We start from the raw sequence: 15,949 nt of genomic DNA, 5'->3' as shown, positions 1-15,949 counted from the left end.
CCATTTATAAGAAAGATAAAAATGCTAGGAGAATCATCTCCTAGCATTTTTTTTATATGCGAATTAATTTGCTAACCAAACGTTTACTGTCATTTACCATAGACACAGTGTTACGACGTAATTTAAGCAGTAACAAGTAAGTCAATGGTACTAAAAATAAACTGGTTAACGTACTAAATAATAAGCCACCAATTATGGCAATTGCCATCGGCGAGTAGGGAGGTCCGTCACCGCCAATGCTGACATCGCCAATGGCTAGTGGAACCAGTCCTAATACAGTTGTCGATACTGTCATAAGAATCGGTCTGACACGAGTTAGACACCCCTCAATAATTGCGTCATGGACAGTTTGACCTTGATTCACTAATTGGTTAATGCGATCAACCAACACAATTCCGTTATTGACCACAATCCCCATCAAAATCAGCATGCCTATCATGCCCATTACCGTCATTGGGTTTCCGGTTATCAAAAACGCCCAGAAAACACCGGTAAATGAGAATATTAATGAGGTAAGAACTGAAGTGGGTAAAAGTAGCGATTCGAATAACGCCGCCATCACAATATATATCATGCATATGGCAAGGATCATGTTGGTGATCATTACGCCTTCGTCTTCATCTTGTCTTTGAAAACTGCCATCAAGAGCCCAGGTATAACCACCAGGTAATTGCACATTGGCCATTATGGCTTCAATACGTTCTTTGGCTTCTTCAATGGTAAGTTCATTTTCAAGATTTGCTCCTATTGCGAGTGCAGTCTGTCTTCCGTCTCTTTGAATTTGCGACATTCTGGGTTTTATTGCAAATTCAGCGAGCATGTCCAAGGTTACATTTTGGTCCATATTTCTAAACACAGTTAAATTGCGCAGAGCATCAATCGAGGTTTGCAGAGACTCGTCGTATAGTAAACGAATATCTATTTCACCTTCGCTATCATTTCTAAATGTGCGTAAGTTAGTTCCGCGTAAAGCGGTACTGATTATGTTGGCTACATCGTTTGTGTTTAAACCAAAGCGAAAGGCTTTTTCACGGTCTATTTTAATTTGCAATTCATAATTTTGTGCATCAATATCCGCTTTAACATCCGTCAAACCGTCTACGCTACTAATTATCGGTACAATTTCACTGGCAATCTGCATTAGCGTTTCAGATGACTGTCCAAATAATGAAATTCTAACCCCGCCGCCGTTTCCTTGATCCCACTGAAAGGACGGTTTTGCTCTAGCAAATGCAGGGAATTCATCTTTTATTTGTTTTTTAAGATCGGATATTTTGATCGGGATATCATCTTCAAGTGTTATGCCTGATACCGCTTCCCCAGCAGTGAAATAACTATAAACCTGCTTTATGTAAAAGCGTTCTTTATTGGCATACAAATAATCTTCCATTTTAAGCACAGACTTTTCTACTTCTTTAAGACTGTAATTGCCCTGAATATCGTAGTTCAGCCAAATTCGACCGCTACTCCCATTATTTTGTTCATCGCTTTTTAATAGGCTCATGGGGATCATAGTGCTGACTAAAATAAGCACCGCAATTAACGCTGTTTTACCTTGGTTTGCCAAAGTCCAGCGCAGTACAGATGCATACATGCCTTTAAATTTAGACGGTTTGACTTGTTTACTTTTTGGTTTGATTTTCAGCTTTGTGGCAAGTAGTGGGATCAACGTTTGAGCTAAAATCAATGACGCGAATAACGAGATACAAATCGACACAGCTACGTGTTCCAAAAAGACGGTAATTTCTTCTTTTGCTCCTACTATATTGGGTAAAAATACAATGGCGGTCGTTGCCGTCCCTGCAATCACAGCTAAGCTTACTAAACCAACCCCTTTTTTAGTGGCTTCTACTGGATCTGGTTCGGTTTCCCGTTCTTGGAATATACTCTCTGTCACGACTACGGCATTATCTACCAGCATACCAACCGCTAACATTAATCCCATTAAAGATAGGATATTCAAGGTATACCCAAGGAAGTACATACAAGCCAAGGTTATACAAATGGCAAAAGGTACCGACAACACGACTACAAGGGTTGTAGCTAGATTACGCAAAAATAAATACAACACGATGATCGAAAGTGCTGCACCGATTAAGCCAGAATTAAGCAAATCTTGCAGAGATGTGGTAACAGAGTCGGCTTCATCTTGCATAATAAACAAGTTTATACCGTTAAATGCCGTGCTGTTTCGTGCTTTTTCTATTTCTGCCATTACGGCATCTGATACTTCTACTAAATTAGCACCTGATTCGCGGAATATATTTAAGCCAATGGCGTGGGTTCGATCCAAATGACGACCTTCTTCAGCTCTAGGTGTTTCGTATCTAACCTGAGCGATATCACTAAGACGTATGCTGCGCTCAATGATTAAGTCTTCAATTTCTTCTTTACTTCGATATTCACCAATTGGATTAACTGTGATTTTACTATCTAAATCAAAGAATTGTCCTGCCGTCATCGAAAAGTTAGCATCACGTAACGTTTTGGTTAGTTTGCCTGTATCAATATGCAAAGCAGCAATACGTTGTGGATCTAAGCGTATCGAAATTTGCTTTTTTTGTACGCCATACAGTTCAACTTTAGAGACGCCCTTAATCCGTTCAATTGGCATCTTGAGATTGCGTTCAAGTAAATCATAGGCGTTTGAAATGTCACGATCACTGGATAAACGCAATTGAAAAACCGGCATATCTTTGAGGTTAAACTTAAACACTAAGACACGTTCTACATCTTCAGGAAGTAGGTGACGGATCGCATCAATCTTTTCGCGAGCTTCAATACTTTTGGCTTTAATATTTGCGTCCCAATCAAAGCGAACTTGAATTTCTGCATAATTTTCGGTTGACCGAGAACGTAGTTTTTTAATGCCCGACATAGTCGCCAATGCTTCTTCAACAGGACGCGTGATCATTTTGTCAATTTCTGTTGGGGTGGCATCTTTATACGGAACTTGAATGAAAATTTCGGGAAAATCTATCCCTGGAAATTTTTCTAGCGGTAACATTTTACTCGCCGCCAAGCCCATTATCAGTAACGAAAAGAACAACATGGAAATGGTGACCGGACGACGAATGGCGAAACTTGCCAAAGCGGCGCCAGCATGGGCAAACTTATCCATAAACCACCTCATTTTTGGTTACGTTTTCGGCGTCTTTTGCAGGCGTTACAATAAAGACTTTGCGGTCAAAAAGGCTGTATAAAACCGGGATCATGAACAGGGTTAGGAAAGTCGCAAATAACAATCCAAATATCACGGTAATGGCCATTGGCGTACGTATTTCTGACCCTTCACCTAAGCCAATAGCCATTGGTAAAAGTCCTAAAATGGTGGTTAATGTGGTCATCAAGATAGGGCGTAGTCGACTGTTCGCTGCATCTTTAATCGCAGTTGATTTTTCCTCACCTTTCGCGCGTAGTTGATTAATTCTGTCAATTAATACAATGGCATTATTCACCACGATCCCGGCTAACATGATTAGTCCGATAAACACCACGACACTGATGTTAGTTCCTGTTACGAATAAGCCATAAATTGAGCCTGCACAGGCCATGGGAACAGTGAACAAGATTAAGAATGGATGAAGCAATGATTCAAATTGTGAGGCCATGACCAGATAGACCATAAAAACAGCTAAAGCTAATGCCATGTAAAGCGAATTAAAGCTAGCTTCCATTTCTTCGCTTTGGCCGGTGATCTTTGCCTGTAAACTAAAAGGTAGTTTAATATCTTCTATGGCTTTGCGCGCATCAATGACGGCCGCACCAAGATCTCCATAGGTTAAATTTGCACTTACCAACACAACCCGTTGTTGGCCTACGCGCGTAATTTCACTGGGGCCAACCGACATCTCAATTGTAGCCACGGCTGCCAATGGAATTGCTGTAGAACTGTTGGGATTAACCACAATCCGTGAGATATCCGCGATGGAATCCCGTTGCGTAATTTGGTTTCTTACTAGAATGTCGACTTTGCGATCATCGATACTAAATTTACTCGCCACTTCGCCGCCTACTTTTGCTGCGATGAGTTTGGAAACATCCGGAGCATTTAATCCCAGTTGCGCTAACTTAGCATGGTCAAATTGTACTTTTAACTCAGGGCTACCGTTTTGCAGTGAACTTTTTATATCCGCAAACCGTGTATTTTTAGATAACTCACCTGCTAATTTGTCGCCATATCGCTTGAGCATAGAAAGATCGTAACCAGAAATTTCTATTACTAAGGGAGTAGAAAAGCTAAATAATTCAGGGGTCCCAAATTTGCTCTCTAGTCCTGCTTGATTGGCAAGATAATCGCGCATCGCTGACACGACTTTCTGTTCATCTTCTGGGCTTGCATTTTGTTCCATTACCACGTTTAGTTTGCCCCAATGATCACCACCTTGGGCTGGGGAGGCGTTCATCAAACTGCCTGTGCCAGCTAACGAGTATGTGCGTGCAACATGAGGTTGTGCATTGGTAAAGGTAGCTAAGCTGGCTAAAACTGCATCGGTGTTTTCCAATCGAGAACCTGTTGGCAAGGTGATTTCAACGTCGAACTCGCCTTGTGCAAGGGGGGGAATCAGTTCTAATCCGATTTTTGGCAATAGGAGCAAAGATAAAGCTGAAAAACCTAACACAATCGCAACCACAGCAAATCTGGCTTTCATCGCCACATTTAAACTACGAGAATAGGCAGCCGAAACAAGATTATAAAATTTGTCGAATAACCATAAAACAGGTGTAAACAATAACGAGAGTAGCTTCGATATGCCGCGAAATAACACTAAGATAATAGTCGATATAAGCAGTGGTATAACGTAAAAGACCAGTTTGAATAATAGCTTTATTGGTAGCAGCAAATAATATCCGGTTAGCTTGAAAAAGCCGGTGGGTTTTGTTTTTGCTTGACTGCTGCCTAAATCTAATTCTTGGCGTGCTTGATTCGATTTTTCTCGCGCTGCTAACATGGGTATGAGCGTTAAAGCTACTACTAATGAAGCGGCAAGTGCAAAGGTAACGGTTAATGCTTGGTCACTAAATAACTGTCCTGCAATACCCTCTACGAAAACCAATGGAAAAAATACAGCCATGGTGGTGAGTGTAGAAGCCACGATTGCCATTGAGACTTCTTTTGTGCCTTCGGATGCGGCATCCAGAGTATTAGCGTTTTGTTTTTTATGTCTGTCGATGTTTTCCAAAACGACGATACTATTATCAACTAATAAACCTATGGCTAATGCTATACCGCCAAGGCTCATAATATTCAGACTAATATCGTAGCTATACATTAAATTAAAGGTAGCAATAATTGATACCGGTATGGAAATCGAAATGATTAAAGTGGGCCAGATGTTTTTAAGGAAAAAGTACAAAATAAACATGGCTAAAATACCACCAATGATGGCTGCCGATTTTACTTCATCTAGAGCGCTGGCAATAAATAACGACTGATCGTAAACCATTTGCAACTGATAGTTTTCGGGTAAAGATTGTTTGAGCGTATCCAGTCTAGTTTGCACGGCCTTAGCGACATTAACAGTATTCGCGTCGCCTTCTTTATAGATCGCAATCTCAACACCTTCAAAACCATCAAATCGTGTAACAGACGAGCGCTCTTTATAGGTGTCGACAACTTCGGCTACGTCACCCAGTTTGATGTGCGTTCCTTGCCGTGTCGCGATATACAAATTACGCATATCATCTAAGCTTTGAAATTGATTTAAGGTGCGTACTAAATATTCTTGCGAACCATCTTCCACGCGACCACCAGACGCATTGACATTTTCATCTTTTAATCGTTTGATGATGTCAGCTAAGGGAATGTTTAATTGGCTGGTGCGCTGTTGATTAATTAACACATGAATTTCATTTTCAAGACCGCCTCCAATACGAACTGAAGCGACCCCTTCAACGGATTCAAGTTTACGTTTTATGTCTTCTTCAGCATAAGTGCGCACTTTTTTCATGGCTGTTTCATCCATGACTACAGTGCTGCTAGCGTCAGAAGCTCCTTCGTTGATACCAAGACCAAATCGCATAACGGGATCTAAACTAGGATTGAAGCGCAATAATAGGGGGCGTTTTACATCTAAGGGTAACAATAAAACATCCAGTTTCTCACGTACTTCGAGACTTGCCATATCCATCTCGGTACCCCATTCAAACTCTAGGACGACATCAGATTGTCCCGCTTTTGAGGCTGAGGTGACTTTACGAACACCTTTTACAATTCCTACGGCTTCTTCAATAGGTTTTGATACCAGTTGCTCAATTTCGCCGGGTGCTGCACCTACGTAATCGGTGCGAATAGTTAATGTTGGATAAGAAAGTTCAGGTAACAAATTCAAAGACAAACGTGATAATGAAACAAACCCAAACAACAATACAGCTAGAGTAAACATCCACACTGTAACCGGACGTCTTACCGCAATTTCAATTAAATTCATGATGTGTCCCTCAATTAGCTATTGACGATTTCAACAACAGCTTTGTCTTTGAGGTTCTGATGACCAGTAACCACCACTTGTTCGTTACCACTTAGACCATTGATAACTTCTACGAAATTGCCTTCTTGATAACCCACTGTGATCGCAATTTTGCTAGCAATGCCTTCGTCATTAACAACAAACACATTGGTTTTATCATCGATTGCTAATAACGCTTTACGAGGTAAGAGTGTGGCATTTAAACGGGTGTCATAATTCAAACTTACTTGAGAAAACATACCCGCTTTTAATAAATTATCTTCGTTAGGTACGCGCAGTGTCACTTTAAATGTACCCGTTTTAGCGTCAATGACTGGGCTGATTCGCTCAACAAAAGCGTTCACTTTTTGGTTACCGATAGCCGCAAGAGATAAGGTGGCTTTTTGATCTTTATGAACCTTAGCCAATTCTTTTTCAGGCAAGTGGACAATACCGTACAATTGTTTTTGTTGCACAATATGGAACATGCGCTCGCGTTGGAATGACTCAGTTAAGTTGCCTACTTTGGCATTTCGTTCAGCGATAAAACCGCTTATTGGAGCAACGATAGTCGCCTCTTTTAAATCCAATTTGGCTAACGCTAATGTCGCCTTCGCTGATTCATATTGCGCATTTAGTTTGTCGTAAGTATCGTCACTGACTAGCTTTTTGCTATAAACCTTATTTATTTTGGCTAATTCTTTCTCTACACCTTGCAAATCTGCAGCAGCACGCAATAAATTTAGCTCATAACGCTCAGGATCTAGCTTCGCCAAAACTTGCCCTTTTTCTACATAATCACCTTCTTCAACTAAAATCTGATCAATTATTCCAGACGCGCGGGCAACAACAAAGGCTTCTTCTTTTGCCTCTAACACGGCAGTTGTCGAATAATTTGAGGAAATACTGCCAAGTTCAAGATTTTTCACTTCAACAGGAATTGGAATAACTTTCGCTTGCTCCGATTGTTTCGCGTCATTCTTATTTGCTTCAGCTTGCCCACATCCAGTTAAGACTAAACTCGAGCATAGAAGTGCTGCCAATGAAAGGTGTTTAAAAGATAAACGAGAAACTGAAATGTGATTGTGAAAAATTGTAGCGTCCATTGTGTTTTCCAAAGTTGAGCTAATAGTTTAAATGTATTGTCGCATTGACTATATGTTATGCAGATTACATAGCATTCACTGTGCCATAGGTAAAATTGCTTATATTTCAAAGTGATACAATTTAAGTGATAACAAATGTTGTGAATTTGCTTAATTGTAATTGGTTAAATTTGCTAATAGTTAGTTGAATTGTTACTAGTTGTGTGAATTTGCCGCTAACGACACATTTAGCATTATAAAAATAAATAACCCCTTTTTTATTTTCATCCGTTGGTACTGATAACAACGTTAAAAAGGAACAAAAATGAACCAGTTTAGAAAAAGTAAATTATCTGAAAATGTAATTTCAAACCGGATTTTTAGTGGTCAAAGGGTAGGGTATCTAATGACCTCTACAGTGCTGGCGTTAGCAATATCAGCCTGCTCAAGTACTGAGAGTGAAAATCAGGTAAAAAGAGAACAGCGAGCCGCAGAGCGTGAAAGAATCGAAGCAATTGCAGTTTCAGCTCATAGGGCGGAGTCACAAGCAAAACAACAACAAAGTCAAAGGTTACAGGCATTTGCACTAGCTGATGTATCACACGCCACTTCACCTGGCTTATATCCGCCCCCCGTTGCGGATAACCCTAGTTACACGGAAAATTATCAGCATCTTGAAGAAAACCAAGTATTTAGTACTCGTACCAATCCAGTATCAACCTTTTCCATTGATGTCGATACAGGTAGTTATAGCAACGCTAGAAGGATGTTAAATCAAGGTTGGTTGCCACCTGCTGATGCTATTCGCGTTGAAGAATTTGTGAATTATTTCGATTATGAATATCCACAAGCCTTGCACCATCCTCATCCATTTTTAATTGATAGCAAAGTATCAACCTCGCCTTGGAATTCTGGCAGAATGTTGATGAGAATTGGGTTGAAAGCCCAAGCTCCCCAGAACGCTAAAGAAAAAGCAGATAAAACTAACGAAGCAATACATAAAAATTTAGTTTTTTTACTCGATGTGTCTGGCTCGATGAATTCGCCTAACAAATTGCCGTTGGTAAAACGAGCATTAACCATGTTAACTAAACAGTTAACAGCAAATGATAGTGTTGCTATCGTGGTTTATGCTGGGGCTTCTGGTGTTGTGTTAGAGCCTACCGAAGGTAATCAAGGGCTCAAAATAGAACAAGCATTGGAAAAATTATCTGCAGGTGGTTCCACTAACGGTGGAGAAGGCATAGAGCTGGCTTACAAATTAGCCAAACAAGCGTTCAAAAAAGGTGGTGTTAATCGCGTTATTTTAGCCACAGATGGCGACTTTAATGTGGGAATGGTGAATCATCAACAGCTAATTGAGTTAATTGAGAAACAAAAAGAGCAAGGGATTGAGTTAACCACCTTGGGCTTTGGACAGGGAAATTATAATGACCATTTAATTGAACAGCTTGCGAACAAAGGCAACGGAAATTATGCCTACATTGATACCTTGCAAGAAGCGCGTAAAGTGTTAGTAGATGAGTTAGAGGCAACCCTTCAGTCAGTAGCTAGGGATGTTAAAATTCAAGTGGAGTTTAACCCCGATACGGTAGCCGAGTATCGTTTGATCGGTTACGAAAACCGCGCTTTAAATAATGAAGATTTTAATAATGACAAAGTGGACGCAGGTGAAATAGGCGTAGGCCATACGGTAACAGCATTTTATGAAGTTGTGCTGCAGGGTGGGGAAAAATATAATGACGAATTACGCTATCAACAAGCGCAAAAAAGCGCACCCGAAGATATAAGCAACGAACTGGCGCATATAAAGTTACGCTACAAACCGATTGACCAAGACAAAAGTGTGTTAATTGATCAAGTTGTATTGAAAAGCAGTATCGTTGAGTTTGAAGCGCAATCAACCGACTTTAAGTTTGCTACCTCGGTGATTAGTTTTGCGCAGTTATTGAAAAACAGTAAGTTTACTCAAAACTTAGACTTTGATCAGGTGATCACTCTTGCCAACAACAATAAAGGTAAGGATGATTATGGTTATCGCGCAGAGTTTGTGTCATTAGTTAGAATGGCCAAAACGTTGCAGACTGAAACATCCAAAACTGACTTGGATAACGATGTGTCTATGTCAGAATTTAATCCACGGACGCGGCGTTTAACTAACATTAATAAATAATAGGAAGATGGATTCGTTTGAACCAAGTAGTAGATGAAGAGTTGCTTAAGCGCTTTGCAGAAGGAGATGCAAATGCGTTTAAGCTACTTTATTCGCGCCACAAAGGCGGCCTATATCGATATTTTTTACGTCAGTTACATGATCAGCAGTTGGCTGAAGATTTGTTTCAGGACACATGGGGAAAAGTGATTGCTAATGCTGATTCATTTGAACCCAATGCTAAATTTTCAACTTGGCTATATAAGATGGCGCGTAACAGAATAATTGATCAAGTTAGACATTTGCAGGTCGTGAGTAACGTCATTAGTGATGCGGAACATGATTCTGACTTTGAGAATACGCCCAATCAAGGTCTGCAGAACACGCCAGAGAATCTGCTACAAACAGAAAAACAAAAAATGTTGCTAAAAGAATGTATGCAAAGTTTACCGGTAAAGCTGTTAGAAGCTTTTCTGCTTAAAGAAGAATCGACTATGAGCGTAAAACAGATTGCAGAAGTTATTGATTTATCATACGAAGCGACTAAAAGTCGGTTGCGTTACTCCTATGCACATTTAAAAACATGTTTAACTAAAAAGATGCCCGATTGGGCAATAAGTGGTGCTAATAATGGGTGATCAAAAACCACATGATAGTGAACGTATCGTCGATGAGCAGATTAGTGGGATCTATCAAGCTCAAGACAAGCAAGTACCATCGGAAGCAGTAGATAAGCAGATTTTATCGTTAGCTAACCAAAAATTGAAAATCAAAGTGGGTAGTACGCCATCAACATGGCGAAAGTGGCAATGGCCAACATCCATCGCGGCGTCAGTCATGTTTATTACGTTAGTTGTCTATACTCAATATGAACAATTTGATCCCAGATTTGAACAAATGCCATCGGCACCTATCGATACGTTTGACATCGCAGATCAAGCCACTGTGGATGAAACCCAACAAGCTCAAAAAGCGAAGTTGGAAACACGCGATTTAAATTCTCCTAATGTTTCACAGCGAATGGCTTCAGCGCCATTGCCGGATCATGATTCATTTCATGAGCAAAAAGTCGTCGAGCCTGAGCGCGCTCGTTACGCAGAAAAAGAAGCGCTAAGTTTAGCGTCAAAGGCAATGGAAAGTGTTGAAATTGAGACATTGTCTTTGGATTTAGAAACGTCGTCGGATGTGAATGTAGATCAGCAGATGCCAGCATACATAGCACTGAGTAACGAAGAAGCACAGCAACTTGCCGCTGAAGAACAACAAAAAAATGCAGTCTTGCTAGCTAGACAAAAAGCAGAAGAAAATGAACGCAAAAAAGCGATGTCTTTGTCTAGTGCTAAATTGATGGCTAGAGAACCCAATGAACTTTATTCAACTTCAAAAATGCAGGTAAATACAGAATATTTAGACAATTTGTTAATCAAACTAAAAGAACAAACAAAGTCAGTAACGACTGGTACAGCTGACAATCCAATCGCGCATAAATTGCAAACCGATATTTATGATTATTTATTGCTATTACAAATCGCCGATCCTGCTATTCAAATTGATCAAAAATATTTACAGGTATTGACTGAAAAGCAGAAAACCAAATTGAATCAATAATTTAAACTAACGTAGCGAAATTCAGTAGCTGTGTGTAATATAAATGTAGATTTTTTGTAATAATTTCCAACATAAACACCTCTCTATCTTTAACGTGCTGAAATATATGGATTATTTATTGGCACGTTTCCTGTATCTAAAATGCAACACACCCAAATAATTACAAGAAGGTAAGGTATGCAGGGTTCAAGTAAAATGATTCTTATTAAATCAGGAATCGCGTTTGTCGCCATCAGTCTTGCCGTAATTGTGGGTTGGAAGTTTGGGGTCTCCACACAGCAAATCACAGAAGGTGTGGAATATGTGCAGTCTTTTGGTGTTTGGAGTGTGGTTGTCTTTTGTTTAGTCTATGTAACTTTGGTATGCCTATCATTCCCAAGTTCTATTTTTAATATTGCAGCGGGTATTTTATTTGGATTCGCCATAGCGCTGCCGGTTGCTTTGGCATGCGGATTAGCTGCCGCTGTGTCGACTTTTCTTATTTCTCGACATTTTATCCATGATTTTATTTCTGACAAAATTGAAAAAACCAAAAACGGAAGTCAATTACTATCGTTGATTAACAAGCATACGGCTAAATTTATCATTATGCTGAGGCTTAATCCGTTTATTCCCGCTGTGGTCAAAAACTATGGTTTAGGCGTGACTAATATTCGATTGTTTACTTATGTTTGGGCTACCTTATTAGGACAACTTCCGTTAACAACTTTGTATGTTTATCTTGGATGGATTGGAGGGCATTCGATGCTGAATACCGAAAACACGCCTGATACAGCCAATTGGTTAGTTTTAGGAGTTGGCGGAATAATATCAATCATGACGTTACTTATTTCAAAGTATTATGTATCGATGTGGCTTGAAGACACGAAAACTCAGCAGGAGTGATAGACAATGATCAAAGTATTGTTGGAGAAGCCGTTTATTAATCAGCTAATATTAATTTTTGTAATAACACTGATTTTGTTGGCATTTTACAAATTAGCTGGTTTCGCTGTATCAGGTGGTACCCCTGAAATTGACCAGTATATAATTTTGGCATTTCGGCATGCTAATGACTTATCAGATCCCATAGGTCCAAAGTGGGTTGAAGAGATGATGCGCGATATTACTGCTTTGGGTGGTGTAGCCATTCTCGCTAGCTTTACTTTTTTCGTTACCGTATTTCTGTTAATCGAAAATAAACCCAAATTAGCCATGGCCTTAGTGTTAACGATTGCGTCAGGAATGTTAGTAAGTTTTTCTTTAAAATATGGAATTACTCGCCCTCGACCTGATCTTGTGCCTCATGGAAGTTACGTCTATACCGCTAGCTTTCCCAGTGGCCATGCTATGTTGTCAGCACTCGTTTATTTTTCGTTGGCCGGTATGTTGTCTTATTTACCTGTGCGTAAACGCGTAAAAACCTATTTTTTTATTGTCGCAGCGATTTTTACGCTTGCCATTGGAGTCAGCAGAGTCTACTTGGGTGTACATTGGCCAACCGATGTTTTAGCTGGTTGGTTAATGGGGATTGGTTGGGCCCTGATAACATTGTTAATTGTTAGGTTCTTAAAAATGAAAGGCGTTTTCGCGAGCAAGAAACCTGTCATACCTAACAACTAAGGTAGAGTATGCGCTTATACTTTTTTGCGGCGCATTTTTTCAAACAATGAAGGTTCCCAGGGTCGCATAGCCATCAGAATGCCCATATGTTGACGCTTATTTAACGGTAGAGATGCATCTTCTTGGTTTAAATCTGATGCTTCTTTAGTCAGTTGATTTAGCTTGCGTTGAATAATTTCTATGGAAGACTGTGAATATCTTCCACGTATGTACAGTCTAAAATTCCATTTTTCATCTTTTTTGGGCGCCATAAACTTAACCATCACTTCTTGCTCCATAAATTTCTCTAATGGTCCTCCGGGTATCCATCGAAAATCTTGAGCGATTAACGTTTTGTAATGGTTATTAGGTAATAAACTAATAATTTTCAATTTGTCTAATTTGGCCAATAAGCGCGTGCATTCAAATTGGTCAATATCATAATGTTCAATTAATTCCTTAAACGTCCATGAGTCACGCACACAAACGGCAACCAATAGTAGTTTGGGATCGCTTAGAAGCTGGTTTTCTTGTTCTACAGTGAGTTGACTGAGCTTTTCTGTTTGTTGTTGCGTCATCAAGAAAAGGTCAGACAAAGACATTTGTAATACATCACATATTTCTTCTAAACGTTCTAAGGTGAAGCTATTAGAAGCGAATATGCGTTTGATATTGGCTTCACTCATTTTTAACTTTTGCGCTAAAGCACGGTAAGTAATTTGCTGTTGTTTTAACAGTTGTTTTAAGGTTTTGCTAACTTGAGCAATTTGACTCATTTTTCGCTCTCGGTATTGTATAAATAAACTATTGGTTGATTATTAGTATACATATAACGTTATAGTTTACATAGATTATACTCAAAGATATTGTTTCTCTCGTTCACAACAAACGAGGAAGAACAATATGAAATCATTATCGTCAAGCCTAATTATTTTAATGTCGGTGTATTCAATTAACGCTTTTGCTACCGAATCTACTTATCATAGTGGACAAGCCAGTAAGCATTCAGCGATCGCAACATCACAAGGTATGGCCTCTACAGCAAAAGTAGCTAGTGCCGTTATGGTTGCACCGGTTGTTGCTGCTGCTGGGGTAAGTTTGGTCGCTGGAAGCGTTATCTCTGAGGCTGGGGATGCCTTGTTAGATAGTGCAAAAGCCTCGCATGCAAATTCCCATCATCAGCATCACACTTTAATCGTTACGGAACTGACTATTACTGCTGATCCTGCGCCTAATCAGGTCATTAATCGTTAAGGATTAGACTGCAGCTTAATTTTTTTCGTAAATAGTTATTGGAGAGTAGGGAAATGAATTCTAAAACATTATTAATGATAATTATTGTTAGCGTAATTGGGTTTACGTCACCTAGCAGCTGGGCGGGAAGTCAAAGTGATGCTGCAATTCAGCACGCACCTGAAAAAATTGTAAAATTTGCTAAAGACGTTGAAAAATACGCCGCATCCAAAGGTGCTAGAGCCTTTATTATTGCCAGAATGGGTAGGCCGGAAAAGGAGTTACCTGCGGGGATCAGGTTTACCCACACGGCTGTTGCCTTGTATTCAAATATTACTCTGGACAATGGCGAAACGGTTCAGGGCTATGCAATTCATAACCTTTATCAAAAAACAGGTCAATCGGACAAAAGTGAGTTGGTGATTGATTATCCGGTTGATTTCTTTTGGGGAGCACACGAACTTAAAGCTGGAATACTGATACCCAGCGTGGAAGTTCAAGAAAAGTTAATTCAGTTGATCGCTTCAGGAAAGGACAAGAGTTTGCACAATGAAAACTACTCCGTCATCGCCAATCCGTTTAATAACAGATTTCAGAATTGTACGGAATATACCCTTGACCTGCTCAATGCAGCTATTTACGACACTCAAGACGTGGCGCAATTAAAAGTGAATGCGAAAGCACATTTTAAGGCTCAGCGGGTAAAAACCAGTCCACTTAAACTCATGTTTGGCTCGATGTTTATGGATGATGTCAGTACCAAAGATCATAAAGGCAAAGTCTACACATCTACATTCACAACCATAGGTGAGTATTTGCGCCAGAATCAATTGTCAGAGGAATTTATTGCCTATACCGATTCAGGTGATATTGAAAGTCTTTAAATCGTTAGTCAATGTATTGGAGAAAAGTTATGACAACACAAATTACTATGCAACAAGGACCAACTAAAGCATATACATACGCAGCGATTGTCGCATTGGCCATCGGTATAGGTGCTTTTGCAATAGGTCTTGTGAATGCCCAGATGATGTTAAACGAAAAAGGGTACTACTTAATTACCCTGTTATATGGTTTGTTTTCTATTGTGTCTTTACAGAAAACTGTGCGTGATAAAGCGGAAGGGGTGAACACATCTACTATTTATGTGAGTTTATCTTGGTTATCCACTGGCTTAGCCATAGCGCTATTGGTTATTGGCTTAATCAATGCGGATCTGTTGCTAAGTGAAAAGGGCTTTTATGGAATGGCCTATACTTTGAGTTTATTTGCTGCTGTAACCGTGCAAAAAAATGTGAGAGACAAACAGGCGTATTCTTCACTCAACACGAGTAATCTTATTCAAGAAACACCCGTTGGCTGATTATAAATAATCAAAGTTTAAGCGATTAAAGCCCGTTAATCATAAACGGGCTTTTTCATTCCACTCTATATAAGGTTGTGATGTTTACATTCGCAGCCAACATAAGCATAACAGAACAATACTTTTCGCAGGATAACTGCACTGCGCGCGCTAGATGTTTATCGTTAATTTTTTCACCACTAACCACATATTCTGCATGGATTTCAGTAAACACTTTTGGGGCAGTTTCTGCGCGTTTGGCGATTAGTTCACAGCGACAATGCGTCAGTGGCTGACGAGACTTTTTCATGATTTCAACCACATCAACTGACGAACAGGCACCTACTGAAAATAAAACCGTTTCCATTGGCGTCAACTGGTTTCCGTCACCGTCTAATTGTAGTGTTTTACCTGTGTCGGTTTCACAATTGAAAAGCATATCTTGTTGCCAAGTTACTGTGGCTTGCATAGTGTGTTCCTTTTTACGCTCTTGGGTGGA

At 39.8% G+C, this 15,949-nt stretch carries 13 protein-coding genes; 8 read left to right on the top strand and 5 right to left on the bottom strand.

The genetic code is table 11. The features are described 5' to 3' along the window. Positions 1 to 52: 52 nt before the first annotated feature. From GLIP_RS09710 to GLIP_RS09700, 3 genes are read right to left on the bottom strand one after another with little or no spacing between them, the layout of a single operon-like run. The gene (locus tag GLIP_RS09710) at positions 53 to 3,121 is read right to left on the bottom strand and encodes an efflux RND transporter permease subunit (protein WP_008844441.1); all 3,069 of its coding nucleotides are present in this window, start codon (positions 3,119 to 3,121) and stop codon (positions 53 to 55) included. Beyond that, complete coding sequence (locus GLIP_RS09705) at positions 3,114 to 6,431, bottom strand: efflux RND transporter permease subunit (protein ID WP_008844440.1); 3,318 nt, start codon at positions 6,429 to 6,431, stop codon at positions 3,114 to 3,116. The genes GLIP_RS09710 and GLIP_RS09705 overlap by 8 nt, the downstream gene beginning before the upstream one ends. Before the next feature lie 14 nt (positions 6,432 to 6,445). Next, positions 6,446 to 7,555, bottom strand: a complete 1,110-nt coding sequence (locus tag GLIP_RS09700) for an efflux RND transporter periplasmic adaptor subunit (protein ID WP_008844439.1) — start codon at positions 7,553 to 7,555, stop codon at positions 6,446 to 6,448. 304 nt (positions 7,556 to 7,859) lie between these two features. Here GLIP_RS09700 and GLIP_RS09695 point away from each other — a divergent pair, with 304 nt between their 5' ends. The 5 genes from GLIP_RS09695 to GLIP_RS09675 all read left to right on the top strand — a co-directional run bounded on the left by GLIP_RS09695 (position 7,860) and on the right by GLIP_RS09675 (position 12,896). After that, positions 7,860 to 9,707, top strand: coding sequence for a vWA domain-containing protein (locus GLIP_RS09695; RefSeq protein ID WP_008844437.1), 1,848 nt, complete (start codon positions 7,860 to 7,862; stop codon positions 9,705 to 9,707). Between the two features lie 17 nt (positions 9,708 to 9,724). Beyond that, positions 9,725 to 10,324: a sigma-70 family RNA polymerase sigma factor gene (locus GLIP_RS09690; RefSeq protein WP_008844436.1), complete on the top strand. Its 600-nt coding sequence runs from the start codon at positions 9,725 to 9,727 to the stop codon at positions 10,322 to 10,324. Continuing rightward, positions 10,317 to 11,294, top strand: coding sequence for a hypothetical protein (locus GLIP_RS09685; protein WP_008844435.1), 978 nt, complete (start codon positions 10,317 to 10,319; stop codon positions 11,292 to 11,294). Before GLIP_RS09690 ends, GLIP_RS09685 begins: the two co-directional genes overlap by 8 nt. Before the next feature lie 195 nt (positions 11,295 to 11,489). Then, a complete protein-coding gene (locus tag GLIP_RS09680) occupies positions 11,490 to 12,179 on the top strand; it encodes a TVP38/TMEM64 family protein (RefSeq protein ID WP_161602047.1) in 690 nt (229 codons plus the stop codon). Positions 12,180 to 12,185: 6 nt separating this feature from the next. Further along, a complete protein-coding gene (locus tag GLIP_RS09675; protein WP_008844433.1) occupies positions 12,186 to 12,896 on the top strand; it encodes a phosphatase PAP2 family protein in 711 nt (236 codons plus the stop codon). A 14-nt stretch (positions 12,897 to 12,910) separates the two neighbouring features. On the opposite strand, the gene GLIP_RS09670 is transcribed toward GLIP_RS09675, so the two are convergent. Then, positions 12,911 to 13,651, bottom strand: coding sequence for a helix-turn-helix domain-containing protein (locus GLIP_RS09670; RefSeq protein WP_008844432.1), 741 nt, complete (start codon positions 13,649 to 13,651; stop codon positions 12,911 to 12,913). Positions 13,652 to 13,778: 127 nt separating this feature from the next. On the opposite strand from GLIP_RS09670, the gene GLIP_RS09665 reads away from it, so the two are divergent. Genes GLIP_RS09665 through yiaA form a run of 3 tightly spaced genes read left to right on the top strand, consistent with a single transcriptional unit; the run spans position 13,779 to position 15,471 of the window. After that, positions 13,779 to 14,129: a hypothetical protein gene (locus GLIP_RS09665; RefSeq protein WP_008844431.1), complete on the top strand. Its 351-nt coding sequence runs from the start codon at positions 13,779 to 13,781 to the stop codon at positions 14,127 to 14,129. Between the two features lie 53 nt (positions 14,130 to 14,182). Continuing rightward, positions 14,183 to 14,992, top strand: a complete 810-nt coding sequence (locus GLIP_RS09660) for a DUF2145 domain-containing protein (protein ID WP_008844430.1) — start codon at positions 14,183 to 14,185, stop codon at positions 14,990 to 14,992. 29 nt (positions 14,993 to 15,021) lie between these two features. Next, positions 15,022 to 15,471 carry an inner membrane protein YiaA gene (gene yiaA, locus GLIP_RS09655; RefSeq protein WP_008844429.1) on the top strand — a complete coding sequence of 150 codons (450 nt, stop codon included), beginning with the start codon at positions 15,022 to 15,024 and terminating at the stop codon, positions 15,469 to 15,471. Between the two features lie 55 nt (positions 15,472 to 15,526). Here yiaA and GLIP_RS09650 read toward each other — a convergent pair whose 3' ends face one another. Continuing rightward, positions 15,527 to 15,919, bottom strand: a complete 393-nt coding sequence (locus GLIP_RS09650) for an OsmC family protein (RefSeq protein WP_008844428.1) — start codon at positions 15,917 to 15,919, stop codon at positions 15,527 to 15,529. Between the last annotated feature and the right edge of the window lie 30 nt (positions 15,920 to 15,949).

It is taken from the genome of Aliiglaciecola lipolytica E3 (assembly GCF_000314975.1).
Lineage (GTDB): Bacteria > Pseudomonadota > Gammaproteobacteria > Enterobacterales > Alteromonadaceae > Aliiglaciecola > Aliiglaciecola lipolytica.
The sequence above is the reverse complement of the archived record's forward strand: the minus strand, read 5'-3'. Positions and strand labels throughout refer to the sequence as shown.

Excerpts from the sequence above, each read along its gene's own strand:
- GLIP_RS09710 (WP_008844441.1), bottom strand. The coding sequence starts at position 3,121 with ATGGATAAGTTTGCCCATGCTGGCGCCGCTTTGGCAAGTTTCGCCATT.
- GLIP_RS09705 (WP_008844440.1), bottom strand. The coding sequence starts at position 6,431 with ATGAATTTAATTGAAATTGCGGTAAGACGTCCGGTTACAGTGTGGATG.
- GLIP_RS09700 (WP_008844439.1), bottom strand. The coding sequence starts at position 7,555 with ATGGACGCTACAATTTTTCACAATCACATTTCAGTTTCTCGTTTATCT.
- GLIP_RS09695 (WP_008844437.1), top strand. The coding sequence starts at position 7,860 with ATGAACCAGTTTAGAAAAAGTAAATTATCTGAAAATGTAATTTCAAAC.
- GLIP_RS09685 (WP_008844435.1), top strand. The coding sequence starts at position 10,317 with ATGGGTGATCAAAAACCACATGATAGTGAACGTATCGTCGATGAGCAG.
- GLIP_RS09680 (WP_161602047.1), top strand. The coding sequence starts at position 11,490 with ATGATTCTTATTAAATCAGGAATCGCGTTTGTCGCCATCAGTCTTGCC.
- GLIP_RS09675 (WP_008844433.1), top strand. The coding sequence starts at position 12,186 with ATGATCAAAGTATTGTTGGAGAAGCCGTTTATTAATCAGCTAATATTA.
- GLIP_RS09670 (WP_008844432.1), bottom strand. The coding sequence starts at position 13,651 with ATGAGTCAAATTGCTCAAGTTAGCAAAACCTTAAAACAACTGTTAAAA.
- GLIP_RS09665 (WP_008844431.1), top strand. The coding sequence starts at position 13,779 with ATGAAATCATTATCGTCAAGCCTAATTATTTTAATGTCGGTGTATTCA.
- GLIP_RS09660 (WP_008844430.1), top strand. The coding sequence starts at position 14,183 with ATGAATTCTAAAACATTATTAATGATAATTATTGTTAGCGTAATTGGG.
- yiaA (WP_008844429.1), top strand. The coding sequence starts at position 15,022 with ATGACAACACAAATTACTATGCAACAAGGACCAACTAAAGCATATACA.
- GLIP_RS09650 (WP_008844428.1), bottom strand. The coding sequence starts at position 15,919 with ATGCAAGCCACAGTAACTTGGCAACAAGATATGCTTTTCAATTGTGAA.